Origin of the sequence: Hydrogenoanaerobacterium saccharovorans, from assembly GCF_003814745.1 — a bacterium.
In the GTDB taxonomy this organism is placed as follows: Bacteria; Bacillota; Clostridia; order Oscillospirales; family Ruminococcaceae; genus Hydrogenoanaerobacterium; species Hydrogenoanaerobacterium saccharovorans.
Genome location: NZ_RKRD01000002.1, coordinates 343021 through 359092 on the forward strand (window position 1 = coordinate 343021; position 16072 = coordinate 359092).

Annotated in this window: 15 protein-coding genes; 7 read left to right on the plus strand and 8 right to left on the minus strand. The window is 43.7% G+C overall.

Features of this window, described 5'->3' with window-relative positions:
* Positions 1–50: 50 nt before the first annotated feature.
* Positions 51–905 carry a class B sortase gene (locus EDD70_RS11745; RefSeq protein WP_092755552.1) on the minus strand — a complete coding sequence of 285 codons (855 nt, stop codon included), beginning with the start codon at positions 903–905 and terminating at the stop codon, positions 51–53.
* A 41-nt stretch (positions 906–946) separates the two neighbouring features.
* Positions 947–2701 (minus strand): pyruvate kinase, encoded by a 1755-nt coding sequence (gene pyk / locus EDD70_RS11750; RefSeq protein ID WP_092755554.1) that lies wholly within the window; start codon positions 2699–2701, stop codon positions 947–949.
* Positions 2702–3114: 413 nt separating this feature from the next.
* Between pyk and EDD70_RS11755 the strand changes: the two genes are divergently transcribed.
* Genes EDD70_RS11755 through EDD70_RS14975 form a run of 4 tightly spaced genes read left to right on the plus strand, consistent with a single transcriptional unit; the run spans position 3115 to position 6836 of the window.
* On the plus strand, positions 3115–3492 hold the full coding sequence (locus tag EDD70_RS11755; RefSeq protein ID WP_092755556.1) for a GntR family transcriptional regulator: 378 nt from the start codon (positions 3115–3117) through the stop codon (positions 3490–3492).
* Positions 3485–4384 (plus strand): ABC transporter ATP-binding protein, encoded by a 900-nt coding sequence (locus EDD70_RS11760; RefSeq protein WP_092755558.1) that lies wholly within the window; start codon positions 3485–3487, stop codon positions 4382–4384. Before EDD70_RS11755 ends, EDD70_RS11760 begins: the two co-directional genes overlap by 8 nt.
* Positions 4359–6638, plus strand: a complete 2280-nt coding sequence (locus tag EDD70_RS11765; protein ID WP_092755560.1) for a hypothetical protein — start codon at positions 4359–4361, stop codon at positions 6636–6638. Before EDD70_RS11760 ends, EDD70_RS11765 begins: the two co-directional genes overlap by 26 nt.
* Before the next feature lie 27 nt (positions 6639–6665).
* Positions 6666–6836 (plus strand): hypothetical protein, encoded by a 171-nt coding sequence (locus tag EDD70_RS14975; protein ID WP_162840912.1) that lies wholly within the window; start codon positions 6666–6668, stop codon positions 6834–6836.
* 63 nt (positions 6837–6899) lie between these two features.
* Here the strand turns inward: EDD70_RS14975 and EDD70_RS11770 are convergent, their stop codons facing one another.
* The 6 genes from EDD70_RS11770 to rsmA all read right to left on the minus strand — a co-directional run bounded on the left by EDD70_RS11770 (position 6900) and on the right by rsmA (position 13989).
* Positions 6900–8441: a Na+/H+ antiporter NhaC family protein gene (locus tag EDD70_RS11770; protein WP_092755562.1), complete on the minus strand. Its 1542-nt coding sequence runs from the start codon at positions 8439–8441 to the stop codon at positions 6900–6902.
* A 222-nt stretch (positions 8442–8663) separates the two neighbouring features.
* Complete coding sequence (gene cls, locus EDD70_RS11775; RefSeq protein ID WP_092755564.1) at positions 8664–10187, minus strand: cardiolipin synthase; 1524 nt, start codon at positions 10185–10187, stop codon at positions 8664–8666.
* Between the two features lie 136 nt (positions 10188–10323).
* Entirely contained in the window at positions 10324–11253 is a 930-nt protein-coding gene (locus tag EDD70_RS11780; protein WP_092755566.1) for an alpha/beta fold hydrolase, read from the minus strand.
* A 27-nt stretch (positions 11254–11280) separates the two neighbouring features.
* A complete protein-coding gene (locus EDD70_RS11785) occupies positions 11281–11721 on the minus strand; it encodes an adenine nucleotide alpha hydrolase family protein (RefSeq protein WP_092755568.1) in 441 nt (146 codons plus the stop codon).
* A 102-nt stretch (positions 11722–11823) separates the two neighbouring features.
* A complete protein-coding gene (locus tag EDD70_RS11790; RefSeq protein WP_092755570.1) occupies positions 11824–13050 on the minus strand; it encodes a hypothetical protein in 1227 nt (408 codons plus the stop codon).
* A 90-nt stretch (positions 13051–13140) separates the two neighbouring features.
* A complete protein-coding gene (rsmA, locus tag EDD70_RS11795; RefSeq protein ID WP_092755572.1) occupies positions 13141–13989 on the minus strand; it encodes a 16S rRNA (adenine(1518)-N(6)/adenine(1519)-N(6))-dimethyltransferase RsmA in 849 nt (282 codons plus the stop codon).
* 311 nt (positions 13990–14300) lie between these two features.
* Here rsmA and EDD70_RS11800 point away from each other — a divergent pair, with 311 nt between their 5' ends.
* The 3 genes from EDD70_RS11800 to EDD70_RS11810 all read left to right on the plus strand — a co-directional run bounded on the left by EDD70_RS11800 (position 14301) and on the right by EDD70_RS11810 (position 16071).
* Positions 14301–14792, plus strand: coding sequence for a deoxycytidylate deaminase (locus EDD70_RS11800; protein ID WP_092755574.1), 492 nt, complete (start codon positions 14301–14303; stop codon positions 14790–14792).
* A gap of 209 nt (positions 14793–15001) precedes the next feature.
* A complete protein-coding gene (locus EDD70_RS11805) occupies positions 15002–15871 on the plus strand; it encodes a ClpP family protease (RefSeq protein ID WP_092755576.1) in 870 nt (289 codons plus the stop codon).
* A complete protein-coding gene (locus EDD70_RS11810; protein ID WP_092755578.1) occupies positions 15868–16071 on the plus strand; it encodes a YlzJ-like family protein in 204 nt (67 codons plus the stop codon). Before EDD70_RS11805 ends, EDD70_RS11810 begins: the two co-directional genes overlap by 4 nt.
* Position 16072: the final 1 nt, after the last annotated feature.

Here is a 16072-nt window from a genome sequence, read left to right on the forward strand (position 1 = left end):
ATGCAAAAAGGCGGGCATCCATTCGGATGCCCGCCTTTTTATAATTTGCTTTATTTAAATTTAGGTGCTTTTGGGGATGGGTTTTTTACAGCGTTAACCGGGTCGGTATCTTTTTCGCCGGTATGGAGCAGTCTGCCCATTACAACAAAACGCTGCTGCTTATTGCTTACACCGCCGAATTTGTAAGTACAGGTAGAAAGCGTAATAATCTTGTCGCTTGCGGTGACGTTTACATCAAAATTATGCTCAGAACGAGTTCTTGCTTCTTTTACCAAATCGGTAAACTGGGTAACATCGTTGAATTTTGTTTTGATGTAATCGAAAGCAGTTTCGGTATAAAATGCAGCAAACACTTTAAACACCATTTCATCTTCAGCGGTGGTGAAATGAATGTAAGGATGTGCTTTTGCATACTCGAGGTCGGTGTAGTTCATCAGCTGCGCAAAACGCACACCGTTCTTTTTATCATCATTCAGGTTATGGCCGTAGATGATTGTATTTTTGCCCAGTGATGCACGGTTTTGGGTGGCAATGCGGTAATCTGCAAAAAAGCAGCCCTCCAAAGCCCATTTGCCATTATTATCCAGACGCATATATTTTTCATTTCCGTTGGGGTCTTGAAAAACAATATCGTCGATAAGGGTGCCCGGAATAGTTAGCCAACCCACTGTCTCTTTGTTTTTTGCCTTATATTCGTTGATTTTTTCCACCTTGGTTTTATCCGGTTCTACGGGGGTGTTGTCGTTGGCAATATAAGCCGGCTCTGTTAACGGGTTATAAAAAGTGTAGGTGCTTACGGGTGTTTCACCCTGTGAGCTTGCATCTGTTTTTTTAGAGCAGGACGCAAAAGACAAGAGCATGACTGCTGCAAAAACAAGGCAAAGAATTCGTGTGCGTTTGTTCATATGGGTACCTCCAATGTAAAGTATACACGCTGCCTATGCGATTAAGCTTTGAGCGGAGAATTGCAAACAATGCCTCTTGCCGCATCAATCGTTACCGCCGTGCCGGATTTCAAAATATCAGTAGCATGGCTTGCTCCAACAAGTACAGGGATATCCAGCGTAAGACCGACTATGGCGGCGTGGGAATTCAACCCGCCTGCCTCGGTGACGATACCGGATGCTTTTTTTAAAAGAGATAAAATATTGTTGGAGGTTTGCGGTATAACCAATATATCACTTTGCTTAAAGTTGGTCAATGCTTCTTCTTCATTCCTTGCAACACAGATGTTGCCAAATGCCCTAAGGCAGTTTACACCCTGCCCTGTTACAAGTACATCGCCAACCATGTGCACCTTAAGCAGGTTGGTGGTGCCGGAAATACCCAAAGGTACGCCGGCTGTAATTACAACAATGTCTCCGCTTTTTACAAGGTTGTTGCCCTGTGCCACATCAACGGCATGCTGAAAGAGCTCGTCGGTAGATTCTTTCTCCTCCATTAGAATGGGGATAACACCCCAAGACAGGTTCATCTGGCGGTATACGGTGGGGCTGGTTGTGCCGCTGATAATGGGCATTTCGGGGCGGTATTTTGAAATCATCTTGGCTGTTTTGCCCGATTTGGTTACGGTAATGATAGCGGCAGCACCAAGGTCGTATGCGGTGGTGCAGGTTGCGTGCGAAATTGCGTTTGTTACACCTTGGCGTGTATTCATTTCACGTTTGAAAAATCTCCCGCGGTAATCAATATCATCTTCAGCGCGTACGGCAATACGAGCCATGGTTTTAACCGCCTCAATGGGATATGCGCCTGCTGCTGTTTCGCCGGAAAGCATAATTGCGCTGGTGCCGTCGTAAATAGCATTCGCAACATCGGTTGCCTCTGCTCGGGTTGGGCGCGGGTTCTTCATCATACTATCCAGCATTTGGGTAGCGGTGATGACCTGCTTGCCGGCGGAATACGCTTTTTTAATCAGCAGTTTTTGCACTACTGGTACTTCTTCAAAAGGTATTTCTACGCCCATGTCTCCGCGTGCAATCATAACACCGTCAGAAACACGAAGAATTTCGTCTATATTAGCAACACCTTCAGCGTTTTCTATTTTGGCAATGATACGCACGCTGTGGCAGTTTTTGCTATCCAATATTTTGCGTATTTCAAGAATATCTTCTGCGGTACGGGTAAACGATGCCGCCATAAAATCGAACTCCTGCTCGATACCCCAAAGGATATCGGCACGGTCTTTTTCGCTGATATAGGGGAGTGACAAACAAACACCCGGTACATTTACACCTTTGGTGTTGCTGATGGTACCGCCGTTGACGATTTTACAAATGATTTCTGTCCCGCCTTCTACGCTGACAACTTTAAGCTCAATCAAACCGTCATCCAGTAAAATTTTGGTACCGGCATCTACGTCGCTGGGCAAACCTTTAAAAGTGATGGTTGCCCTGGAGCTATCCCCCTCAATTTCGTTGGTGGTAAGGGTGAACAGTTCTCCTTTTTTAAGTTCGGCAATGCCGCCTTTAAATTTGCCAAGGCGAATTTCAGGGCCTTTTGTATCGAGCAATGCAGCAATGGGCATGTGCAGTTCTTCACGAAGCGCACGCAGAATATTCAGCTTTTTCAGGTGTTCTTCATAGCTTCCGTGCGAAAAGTTAAACCTTGCAACATCCATGCCTGCAAGGATGAGATCGCGGATGCGCTCTTCTGTTTCGGTAGCGGGGCCCAATGTGCAAATGATTTTAGTCTTCCTCATAAATACCACTCTCTCTTCAGCTAAACCTTGACAGATTCTACACACAAGGTTGACCGCACTTGTGCTCAGCTATCCGGTTTAGATACGATTTATTTGCAGTACGAGATCAATCCCGTACAAAGTCGATAAAAATAACAATCTGCTTTAGTATAATATAAACAGCGAAAAAATTCAATTAAGAGTCCGTTAAGAAACATAAAACAGATGTGCATTTTATTGTAAGACTCTGTAAATACAGCAAATCATCACCATATTTAAATTTAATACCAATGCCCATTGCAAAAACAGCAAGAATGTGCTATTGTATTACTGTACTAGATGAACTAATACGGTTAATACAGCCGGATAAACCGGCAAACGAATGTTAAACTATTTCTATCGAACAGCAAGTATTTGCAGAAAGGGGTATAGATGTGTTTGTTTTGGAGCTCCAAAGCCGCATACCAATTTACGAACAGATGAAAAATAAGATTACCGAATTGGTAATGCTGGGCGTACTTCAAACCGATGAACAGCTGCCTAGTGTACGCAGTTTGGCGAGAGACCTTGGCGTAAACCCCAATACTGTGCAAAAGGCATATCAAGAGCTGGAGCGTGACGGGATTGTCTACTCAATTACCGGAAAAGGCAGCTTTATTGCAGATTTTGCACAACAGAGTAATTCGATTATTCGGCAGGCTAAAGACGTGCTGAAAGATGCCCTGCGGGGGGCAAAATTGGCAGGGATAGCAAAAGAGGATGTGCTTTGCTGTGTAAACGAAGCTTACAGGGAGGAGAAAAAGCATGATTAAAGCAACCAACCTGACCAAACGGTTCGATGACAACGTCGCACTTGCCAGCCTCACCACAGAAATTACAGCAGGCTCTATTTATGGGCTGGTGGGCAGCAACGGCGCGGGTAAATCTACATTTTTGCGCCTGATTGCAGGCGTATACCACGCAGACGAAGGCAGCATACAAGTAGACGGGCAGCCGGTTTTTGAAAACAGCCAAGTAAAAGATAAAATTTTCTTTCTTGCCGATGAGCTGTTTTTTTTCTCTAATTATACTATGAACCAAATGGCAAAATTTTATAGTGGGCTATACACAAATTGGTCGCAAAAAATTTATAATCAGCTTTGCGTCACCTTCCCGGTAAATGCAAACAAGCGCATCAATACATTTTCAAAGGGAATGCAGCGGCAGGTAGCGGTGATTTTGGCGCTCTCTACCAGACCGGAAATTTTACTGTTGGACGAAGCATTCGATGGTTTAGACCCTGTTATCCGCGGTTTGGTTCGCAAAATACTTGCCGATGAGGTTGCAAACCGTGGCATTACCGTCATCATTTCGTCACATAATCTGCGTGAGCTAGAGGATTTGTGCGACCAGGTGGGTGTATTGCATCACGGCAAAATATTATTCCAGAGAGATATTGATGACCTGAAGCTGGGCTTTTTTAAGGTGCAATGTGCATTTAAGCCTTTGCCCGAAAAAACAGCGTTTTCGGGGCTTGACCTTTTACAGTTTGACACACGCGGCAGTTTGGTAAACTTGATAGCGCGCGGCAAACGGGATGAAATCCTTGAATATATAGAAAAAATGTCCCCTCTGTTTGTGGAAACCATTCCGCTTACATTGGAGGAAGTGTTTATACATGAAATGGAGGCGGTTGGCTATGACTACAGCAACATCTTGTTCTAATCAGAATAAGTTTCGCAGCATGTATCTGGGTGCCCTCCGCAGAGGGGCACCGCTTGGCATATTTTATGCTTTGCTTTTATTCGCATTGTTCCCTTTAATGTACATTATTACACTGGCAACTATGCGCCCTATGGAAGATGTTTTTTATCCCATTCATCATCTTCAGGGGTATGCGGGTGTTTACAATAGCGTATCGATGTTATCGGTACCGATTATCTGCGCTATTATTCCAATTGTGTTCGGTATAACGATCTTTTCATATCTGCACAACAAAAATTCTACCGACGTTTTTCATGCATTGCCAATGAAGCGCCAAACGCTGTTTACCGCAAATTATCTTGCGGGCATCACGCTGATTTGGATACCGCTGATTGTGAGTTTTTTTGTAGTTGCGATTGCCGGGGCGGGATCTGCTACAATACTTGAATGGCTCTACTCACCCGCACGCATTTTTACAGAGCTTTTGGGTTGGCTTGTAGTGGTTACGGCAGTGTTTACCATTACCGCGGTGATTGCGGTGCAGGCAGGCAACAGTTTTGATACCGTGATGTTTTCACTTGCGTTTTGCGGGATGTATCCTGTAATCTTGTTTTTTGCAAAAACGGCAGCAGAAAATTTACTGCTGGGTTTTACGGGGCGTTGGAGCACAGGATTGATGAACGATACAAACTTGTTGGCACTTTCGCCGTTTACGGTGATGATGTACCGGGTGACAGCGGGGGCTTACAGCTATGAAGATATGGTAAGCATCACCGCTTCTTCAAGACTTGCATTTTATTCTTGGGCAATTGTTATTTGGGCAGTAATTACCGTTGCATTATACTTTGTGGCAAATTTGCTTTATGTGCGCCGCAAAAGCGAGCTTGCGGGCCGCACCACTTCGTCATCTGCCCTAAACTGTATTGTTCAATATATAGTCACCTTTGTTTTTGGTATAATTTTTGGGTTGCTGCTGCATTCCAGCTTTAACAGCAGGACGATGTTTTGGGTAGGTGCTTTTATAGGAGGATGCATTGCATTTGCTGTATTTGAAGCAATTGCGGCAAGAGGCTTTAAAACCTTTCCGAAGGCATTTGTACACATGGCTATTTCGGTAGGGCTTACAGTTGGATATGTTGCAGTGTTTTTAACCGGTGGGTTGGGGTACGAAACACGCATACCTGCTGCCGACAAGATAGAAAGTGTTAGTATAAACTACAACGGGCGTTACGGATATCGCTACCTTTACGATAAAAATGGTATGATAAAATATACGACAGACGAGTACTATTCTTCTAATACGAAAGACAGCGTAAAGCTGACATCACCCGAGGCGATTGAGCTTGTACGCAAGATGCACGCCGAATTGGTGAATGAACTCAAAGCACGCGATGGTATTGATAATGATTGGTACAGCCAAACCAACATTCGCCCTCAGATTGCCTATCACCTAAAAGACGGAAAAACAGTAACTCGTTTGTATACCGAGTGCCCTACCGACACTGCAATTATGTTGAGCGGGTTAGAAGATTTAGAGGAGTTTAAGCGCCAAACAAATCCTTCGTTTTTGCTTAAGGCTGGGCAGCTCAAAGGCATTGACATTATGAATCGTTTGGGGTTGGGCAATGCGTTTGAAAATCTCACCGATGAGCAGCAAAAACAGCTGTTGGATGCTTTGCAAAATGATACACTCAACGAGCAAATAAAGGATATCTTAAACCAGACCTATGATGCTGTTGGCTACATCCATTTGATTGCAGATGAAAGTAAAATTAAAGAAATGACTGAGATACCCAGTAACAGCACCATCCTTATTACCGAGCAGCATACCAATACGATTGCATGGCTGAAGAGCAACAGCTTTTATAAGGCGATGGAAATAGATAAAAGCAAGCTTTCTAAAGTGGGTATCAGCACGCAAAACTCTAAATATATGGGTATGAACAGTGAAACCATCTATTTTTATGCAAACCCCGTTAATCAAATGATGGATGGGGATGAAGTGTTTAGCAACGAATATAGCGACGATACGTGGTTTGTCGTAGACGATGACCGAGCTGTTGTTGAGCAGCTTTATGAATTGGCAAGAAACAATGGGTCTATTTCAAATAACGATTATCAGTTGTATTTTCAATACGGTGACAGTAAGAACGCGCTTTTGTTGTATTTGCCGGAGAATAAGATGCCTCAAGAGCTTGCAAACCGTTATAAAAATGGTATGGGTGATGATTTGAATACGGCAGGAACTATAGTACCCTATGCATCTAAGGGATAAAGCATTATTTACACGGGAGTAGATAGTATGTATAAAATAGTTATTATAACCACCGCACTTGTTCTTGCACTTTTGGCAGGCTGCAAAAGTAAGCATACAGTACCGTCTTATATAATGCAGAATGCTCGTTGCGGAGATTATTATGTGGCAGTGAGCACCATCATGCAGCAAGTGGCACACAATATTTATGATATCTAAAGAACAATGGCATAAAACAAAACCCCGATACCAGCGGTATCGGGGTTTTGTTTTTAAAAAGTACTATGCTTGGGCTGTAATTTTCTTCAACGAAAGTTTATGAAGAACAACCAGAGCAACCATTAACAGGATTACGGAAAATCCCACAGTAAGCCATACATTGGCTTGGGTAAAGCCTGCAACCAAATAGCCGAAGAAGCAGCATACCGCTACCGTTAGCGCATAGGGCATTTGGGTTGATACATGCTCGATATGGTCTACGCTTGCACCGGTAGAGGATAGAATGGTTGTATCGGATATGGGCGAGCAATGGTCGCCGAATACCGAACCTGCCAGCGTTGCAGAAAGCGAGACTACCATGAGTTCCGGCGCAATTGCTGTGCATACAGGTACAACAATGGGGATGAGGATACCGAATGTGCCCCATGCGGTGCCCATTGCAAACGAAAGAAATGCTGCAATAGCGAAGATGAGTGCGGGGATAAGTGCCGCAGGCATACTGCTGTTTTCTACAATGCCTTTAACATAATCGCCGGTAGAGAGCAAATCACGGCAAACACCGCTGATGGTCCAAGCCAAAATTAAGATGATATCTGCCGGAATCATGGATTTTGCACCTTCGGTAATGCCGTCCATAAACTCACGGAAAGAAACTACTTTACGCGGTACAAACAAAACAAATGCTACCAACAGCGCGGCAAAACCGCCGAGCACCAGTGCTTCTGCCGCTACACAATTGCCGAACGCGGCAGCGATATTCCCGGCAATGGCAGGGTCGTTGCCCCAAAAACCGCCGTTGTAAAGCATAGCCAAAATAGAAAATACAATCAGCGCACAAATGGGGATGAGCATATCATAAACTCTTCCCTTATCAGAAATTTTTGTGTTTTGCTGTATGTCAGCATCAATGGCACCAAGGTCGCCTTTTTGGGCTTTCAATTCTGCCTTTTCCATTGGTCCAAAGTCCAGATTGGATACAGATAGTGCAACAACCATAACGATTGATAAAATAGCGTATAAATTGTAAGGAATGGTGGATACGAATGCGGCAAGGTCGCTGTCGAATGCATTGGTAACCCGCAGATTGGAGCCAATTGCAGCAGCCCAGCTTGATATAGGAGCGATGATGCAAATGGGGGCAGCCGTCGCGTCAATGATATAAGCCAGTTTTGCCCGCGAAATATTGTATTTATCGGTAACAGGCTTCATAACAGTGCCAACAGTGAGGCAGTTGAAGTAGTCATCAATAAAAATAAGTGCACCCAGTGCTGAGGTTGCAAGCAACGCCGAGCGTTTGCTTTTTAGTTTGCTGCTTGCCCACTGGCCATACGCGCGTGAGCCGCCTGCCATGGTAACCACCGCAACCAGGGCACCAAGCAAAGCAAGGAACAAAAGGATGTTCATATCGATTTTGCTTGCCATAAGTTTAAAAGTGGTGTCTACCGTGCCTACAATCGGGTTAAGCCCTGTGTTCAGTGAATAAATCAATGTACCCGATAGAATACCGATCATCAGCGATGAGATGACCTCTTTGGTGATAAGTGCAAGGCTGATGGCAATGATGGGAGGCAAAAGGGATAAAAATCCAACCTGTATTGCTTCCATAAAAATTCCCCTTTCCAATTTTTCCTTTCTCAGGCTTGTCCGAAAAGCGGAGGTTTTAGCCCAAAAAAGCGCAGCAATACCAATAGGTACAGCAGCGTAGAAATTACAAATTTTATCATAGCACAACTTGCATAGGTGTACAAGGATAAAAGGCAAACAGAACAAAAAAACAGGACGTTTCAATTGCAGAAACGTCCTGTCCAATATAATCTGAATAACATGCTACATCAAGGGGGCAAATCCACGCAGTATAGAACGCGTGAGACGAAATCGCCGCTTAATGCCTCGAGACGCTTCAAGCGTGATTTCTTGCGAAATAGCAATGGTGTTGAGAATATCTCGTTTTACCTCTCCCACTATGGATGAGCGATAAAACGAAACACCGCATTCAAAGTGCAGGTAAAAGCTTCGGTAATCCATGTTGGTAGTGCCTACAATGGCAATCTCATCATCACATACAAACATTTTTGCATGGATAAATCCGGGGGTATATTCATAAATCTTTACGCCGGACTGTATGAGCTGGGCATAGTAGGATTGTGTTACCATATGAACATACCACTTGTCCGCTATGTGAGGGGTAATAATACGCACGTCTATGCCGCTTTGTGCAGCAAGGCAAAGTGCTGTAATCATCTCATTATCCAGTATTAGATAAGGTGAAGTGATGTAGACGTATTTTTTTGCACAGTTAATCATTTGCATATAAGCATTTTCAGCTACATTATAGTCATCAATGGGGCTGTCGCCAAACGGCTGAATATATCCGTCACTTTCATATCTTTCGGTTGGCATATAACGGTCTAAATCGATGCTGATATCGTTGCTGAACTCCCAAAGGTGGATAAACATCAGGGTTAAGTTGCGTACTGCTTCCCCCCGCAAAACCACGGCAGTATCTTTCCAGTGGCCGTGTTTTTCGTAAGCATTAATATATTCATCGGCAAGGTTAATCCCCCCGCAAAAGCCTACATTGCCGTCAATCACAGTAATTTTTCGATGGTCGCGGTAGTTCATTGCGCTGGTAAGGCGCGGGCGAAACGGATTAAATACCGTTACCTCAATGCCTGCTTTGCGCATAATTTTATCGTAACCAGTGGGGAGGGTTTGTATTGAACCCAGGTCATCGTACATAAATTTTACTTCAACGCCCTCAGCGGATTTTTGTTTTAAAATTTCATATACAGGGTCCCACATCTTACCCTGCCGAACGATAAAATACTCCATAAAAATGAACTTTTTTGCTTTTTTAAGTTCTTGCAGCAAAACAACCCACTTATCTTCTCCGAGCGGAAAATACGAAGCCTCGGTATTTTTGCATGCAGGAAAGCCCGAAATGCGCGTAATATATTCCGACTGGCGGTAAAGCAGAGGATTGTACTCCTGCAGTTCGCTGTGAATTTTTTCATTTTCATCAAAGTGATGGTACTGATCGTATGCGTAATCGGCAATTTTAGTTTTTAGTTTTTTGTTCAGGCTTTTGTTACCGAACATCAAGTAGAACAATCCCCCGAACAATGGCAGCAGAAGAATAGAGATACACCAAGCTAATTTGTAAGAGGGGTTGTCTGTTTTTGAAATAATCCATAGAACGACAAAGAGGCTGGCAACTTGAAGCCCCCAAAAAACATAAACCCATTTTTCGCTGAGGGATAAAATCAGAACAACGATAAATGCAAGCTGAACCGCAATCAGCAGCCCTACAATAACCATTCTGCTAAAGAGAAATTTGATTATCTTCTTCATGTCATCACTCCTAATGCTGCACTTTCTAAAGCTTATCATAAAATGGTAAAAATTACAATAAAAATGCCACTCACTGAAAAGCGAATGGCATTCGTAAAAACATTTGTATGTTCATTGTCCGGCACAGGAACTGGCACTATATTTTGCGTTTAATCCATTCATATACATCTTCATAAACTTCGCTGCGGTTGAGTTCATTCAGCATTTCATGCCTTCCGCCTTTGTAAAGCTTAAGGGCAACATCAAACAGCCCCTCTTGCTTAATCATTTCATACACTTTTTGCACCCCTGCACCGTAATCTCCAACCGGATCATCTTCACCCGAAAAAATGAAAATCGGCAAATCTTTGGGGAGATTTTTCGCCCATGCCGCTCGATTGACAAGATGGTTTAACATGAACAGGTCACGAAATGCGGCATTTGTAAACATAAAATTACAATAAGAGTCGGCGAGGTAAGCGTCCACAACGGCATGATCGCGCGACAGCCAGTCTTTGCTTGTTCGTTTTTCAAAACGGTCGTTGTAATTGCCAAACGTAATATTATCGAGTAGTTTGCCGGGCTTTTTTGCGCCTTGCATTTTACACAGCAGGGTTGCCAGTTTTATAGCAGTGCCGCAAAAAGGGTTTGGGCCTGCTGTTCCGCTGATAATTGCCCCATTGTATTCCTCACCAAAATCGGCAAGGCAGCAGCGTGCAATAAACGAACCCATCGAGTGCCCAAGTAAAAAATAAGGCACCCCGGGGTAGCGCTCTTTCATTTGCCTTGTAAGGGTACTTACATCCGTAATTAAATGACTGTACCCTTCTTTCTCAGAAAAAAAGCCCAAAGAGGCAGTGTCTGCGGCAGAGTGGCGGTGACCGATATGGTCATTTCCGCAAACCATGTAGCCCTTTCCGCACAAATATTCTGCAAAATTTCGGTAACGGTCAATATACTCGCACATGCCGTGCGAAATTTGTACAATCGCCTTAAGATCGGTATCTGTCGGAATAAACAGCTTGGCAAAGACGGTATCAGTTCCGTTTGCGCTTGGGTAGCTGATTGATTCTGTGTTATAACCCATTCTGTTACTCCTCCTCAGAGAATATAGTTACAGTCTGTTTTCTGTCATTGCCGGCAACACTTCGCCGTCAAGTGTGACGGAGAAAAAACTGGCATTTTCAAAACGTGTCCACAGTTTAGGCAATATCGAATTTTCACCTTCGCGCATACCGGTTACAACGTTGATTGCCTTGTTTTCACGGATAAAATCGGCAATGGATTTGAGTGCATCTGTAGAATATTGGATGGACATCACTGCGTTGTTTTGCTTAGATACTTCAAAGAGATATTCCAGTGCGTCCGATTCTTTTTTCATGTTTTGAGGATTTATAACGCTTATTACAGTAAGATCGGTTTTAGAGATATCGGCGATGACTCGCCCTGCTTTAATGAGCCGTTCGCATTGCCGCTGATTGGTAACACAAACAACAGTGGAATTTAAAATGATATCTTGTGTTGGATTGCTATAGCTTGTTTCAGCCAAATTCATCAGGATTTACTCCTTCATTTTTTTGCTGCAGAAGACATTCTGCCACCTATATACAGTATACTATGAATTTGTAAACAAATCATTAGCAGACCTGAAACAAACCTATTTTCTCTTTGCAAGAAATGCTAAAGCAAATACAGCAAGCACAATGTAAATTCCGCCCCAAAAAATTTTTTTATCGTTGTTACCGGGGGCAGAGCCTTCCGGCAACATTGCGGGAGTGGGTGCATTGGGTGTTTCGGACGGAGTAAGTACAGCAGTTGATTTTGCGGATGAGGAAGAAGAGACCGAGTTGGAGGATATAGAGGACGACTTGTATTTTTTTGATGAACTTGATGAGGACGAAGCCGAAGACTTGCTCTTGCTTTCTGTCCGCGTTGTATATGTGGCGTGAGTTTTCTTTTTAATTTTCGGCTTCGAAGACGATTTACCCGAATCTTTACTGCTGTTGTCGTTGGGGTTTGAGCTTTGCAAATCGGGATCGGAGGAAGAAGACGACGGCAGCGGTGAAGAAGAGGATGAGGAAGACGGCTGGGGTTCGGGCACACTGGGTGCGGTAAAACTGCCTTTTGCTACGTCGCCGATAAAACTTACCTGTGCAAAACGCAGGCTGCCGGAGGCGGTATTGTTGATAATCGCTCCGTCTTCATCGGGAAAGGAACGCATTTCACGAAGTTCCAAACGAATGTAGTTTGTACCCGCGGGTACTGGGCATGAGTAGGTTTCGTAGTAACAGCAGTTATCACCGTTTTCGCTTAGGGCACTGCGAACGGATAGGAGGGAGGACGAAACCGCACGAAAAGATTTATTATCCGTTGAGCAGAAAACCGAAACGCCATAATCTGTGGTTTCGCCTACAGACGCATTAAGCGGTGCAAAAACAAAGAAACCATTCATCGCACGGTACATTTTCTGCCAGCCTTTGTTTGGGGTGTTTATGTAGATGTTTCTGCCGTCTTTCGACAATTTTGTGCGGTAGAATTGCGATAAATCGCAGCCGTTAACGTAGCCAAGCTGATAAATTTCACCATTCTTTGTTGCAATTGTAGAATTGGTGCTGTAGATAGAAACGGTTAATTTTTGAGCACCGGATACCGCATAAAGAGCGATGCCTGTATTTGCAGGACTGGTAATAGATAAAGCCGTAGCATCGGGGGCGGATGACCACCCGAAGTCTACGGCGGCATTAGTAACGGATAATTTTAAATTATGGTAACTGTACCATTCCTCATTTTGCGGTGAATCAAAATGATCGGTAATCGATGCGGCAAAAGCATTAATCGGCAGCAAACAAGCAATGCAGATACAAACAAAAACAAATCTTTTCATGATGTTATTCTCCTATTGAAAGAATTAATTCCATATTAACATAATTCTAGGAGACAAACAACAAAATTTGACATTTTTCGACAAAAGCAACTAAATCTGCTCTGCGATGGTTTTAAATTGATGGAGCGTAAGCTGTTCAGGGCGTGCATTCAGCGGAATATCGGCTTGTTCCAACGCTTTATTCACTGCTGATTTTTCCAAGCCCAGTGCAGAGGAAAGTGAATTTGCAACAGTTTTTCTGCGCTGTAAAAATGCACCGCGGATTACCTTGAAAAAGTGCTCCTCACTATCTACTTGTACTGCGGGAGTTTCACGAATATCCAAGCGTATAACACAAGAATCCACATCGGGCGAAGGCATAAAACTGCCGCGTGATACCGAAAAGAGAACCTTAGGCTCGCTGTAATAGCGCACAGCAAGGCTGATTGCGCCTACGTCCCGTGTGCCTTCTTCGGCACAAATACGCTGCGCCGCCTCTTTTTGCACCATGACAGTTATGGATTTGATAGGCAGCTTTGCTTCCAACAGCCCCATCAAAATAGGTGAAGTAATGTAGTAGGGCAGGTTTGCGCACACAGCAACATCCATGCCCGCAAACTCCTCAGCAATCAGTTTTGCCAAATCTACTTTTAAAACATCTTGGTTTATAATTTTGATATTATTAAATTCACTGAGTGTTTCGTCCAGTATGGGCAGCAGGCGGCTGTCCAGTTCAATAACAACCACTTTTTCCGCACGGCTTGCCAATTCATAGGTGAGCACACCGATACCTGCACCAATTTCGATGATGCCCACACCTTTTTGTGCACCGCCCATTTCGGCTATGCGCGGGCAAACAGATGGGTTAACAATAAAATTTTGCCCCAGTGCTTTTGAAAAAGTAAAGCCGTGGCGGTTGAGTATATCTTTAACGGTGCCGATATTGGTAAGGTTGGACATTGAAAATTCCTCCAATGATTTGTCTTTTAACCGATATTACATAAAATATTGGGTCTATCTTATATCACAAATTTTTTTCGGTTATTCTATTATAAGCACAAAGTATTTTGATATAATTGGCCATGTGCGCCTTTGCCGATAGGCAAATTTCGCACCGCATGTGAGAATAATTTAATAACCGCAACGTGGTTATTATATCATACTTTACCCGTTTAAAAATACGATTATGGGCGGGAACGCAAAAATTATTGCGAACTTTGCAGAATTATACTATAATAAAGGGATAGTATTAAGGGGAAGGGTGAAACTTCATGATGCGACGCGACAAAATCAATTATTATTTGGATATTGCTGAAACCGTACTCTCTCGCGGAACTTGTATGCGAAGAAATTTTGGCGCAATTATTGTCAAAAACGATCAAATTATTTCAACAGGTTATGTCGGTGCGCCAAGGGGACGCAAAAACTGCACCGATTTAGGTTATTGTACCCGCGAACGTTTAAAAGTACCGCGCGGAACGCGTTATGAATTGTGCCGCTCGGTGCATGCAGAGGCAAATGCCATTATCCACGCACAGCGCAGCGATACCATCGATTCCACCTTGTATTTGGTTGGGCGCGAATATGAAAGCGGCGACTATGTTAAAAATGCAAACCCTTGTGCTATGTGCAAGCGCCTTATCATTAATGCGGGCATTACCACCGTGATTGTGCGTGATGACAAAGAAAACTACCGTACCATTAGTGTTGTGGACGAATGGGTGATGAACGACGAATCGCTTGACGATATTGTGGGATATTAATGATTAGATTATGATATGACGTAAAACCATCTGTTAAAGCGGATGGTTTTATTTTTTCAGCAAACGTCGGTACTGTAAAACAATTGTTCTTTTTCGTTGCGAAAACGATTAATTCAAGGTATAATATAGTATGTATGTTAACATGACATATTATAGTGGCTTTTGCGAACAATACATAGTATCAAATCTAATTTTTAGAGGAGGATACGATGCGTAAAGACGAACAGCTGCTACAGCAAACAGATGAAAATGAAGAAGAAACAAGTACAAATGACGAAGAGACAACTGCGGGTGAAAAACAGACAAATCAAATTTTAGAAACAGGTTCTATCACAGGCACGAAGGGGAAGCACATTATACACTGCCTTACCATAATCGGGCAGGTGGAAGGGCATTTTATTTTGCCTGCGCAGAACAAAACAACCAAGTATGAGCATGTTATTCCGCAGCTTGTCGCTATAGAGCAAGACCCCGATATAGAAGGCTTAGTTATTATTCTAAACACCGTTGGCGGTGATGTGGAGGCGGGGCTGGCAATTGCAGAATTGATAGCGGGCATGAAAAAACCAACTGTATCGCTGGTTTTGGGCGGCGGGCATTCCATTGGTGTACCGCTTGCTTGCAGTGCAAAATATTCGCTGATAGCACCTTCGGCGACGATGACCATTCACCCTGTGCGTATGAACGGGCTGGTGCTTGGCGTACCGCAAACACTTTCTTACTTTGATAAAATGCAGGAGCGCATTGTTCGTTTTGTCACCGACAATTCATCTATTTCGCCCGAACGGTTTCGCGAGCTGATGATGAATACCGGTGAAATGGTAATGGATGTGGGCACGGTATTGGATGGCGAAAGCGCCGTTAATGAGGGCCTGATTGATGAACTGGGCGGGCTTGCGCGTGTGATAGAAAAACTGTACGAGATGATTGAAAGCAAGCAGCATGATGACAACCAGCCGCAAAACGAGGCTGCGCGTTCGAAGGACGGTAAAAAAGCCAAAACGCCCGCAAAAAAAAGCGAGCCCAAGGGGAAAGCCGCAAAAACGCGCCAGCATAAGCCTAAGGAGGCAAAACGATGACTCATTTATATACAATTGTTCCATTAGACGAGGTGTTCCCCAGTGAACCCACCCAAACAGAAGTTATAAACGTAAACGGTTCTTATATAGAAGGGGTGCGCGGGAAAGAGGGTATTCAGATATCACGCCTCATTTCGACCGACCCCAAGATGTATCTTGATAAGAGGTTCTCGCCCGGACAGAACTACAAGGATAGATAGG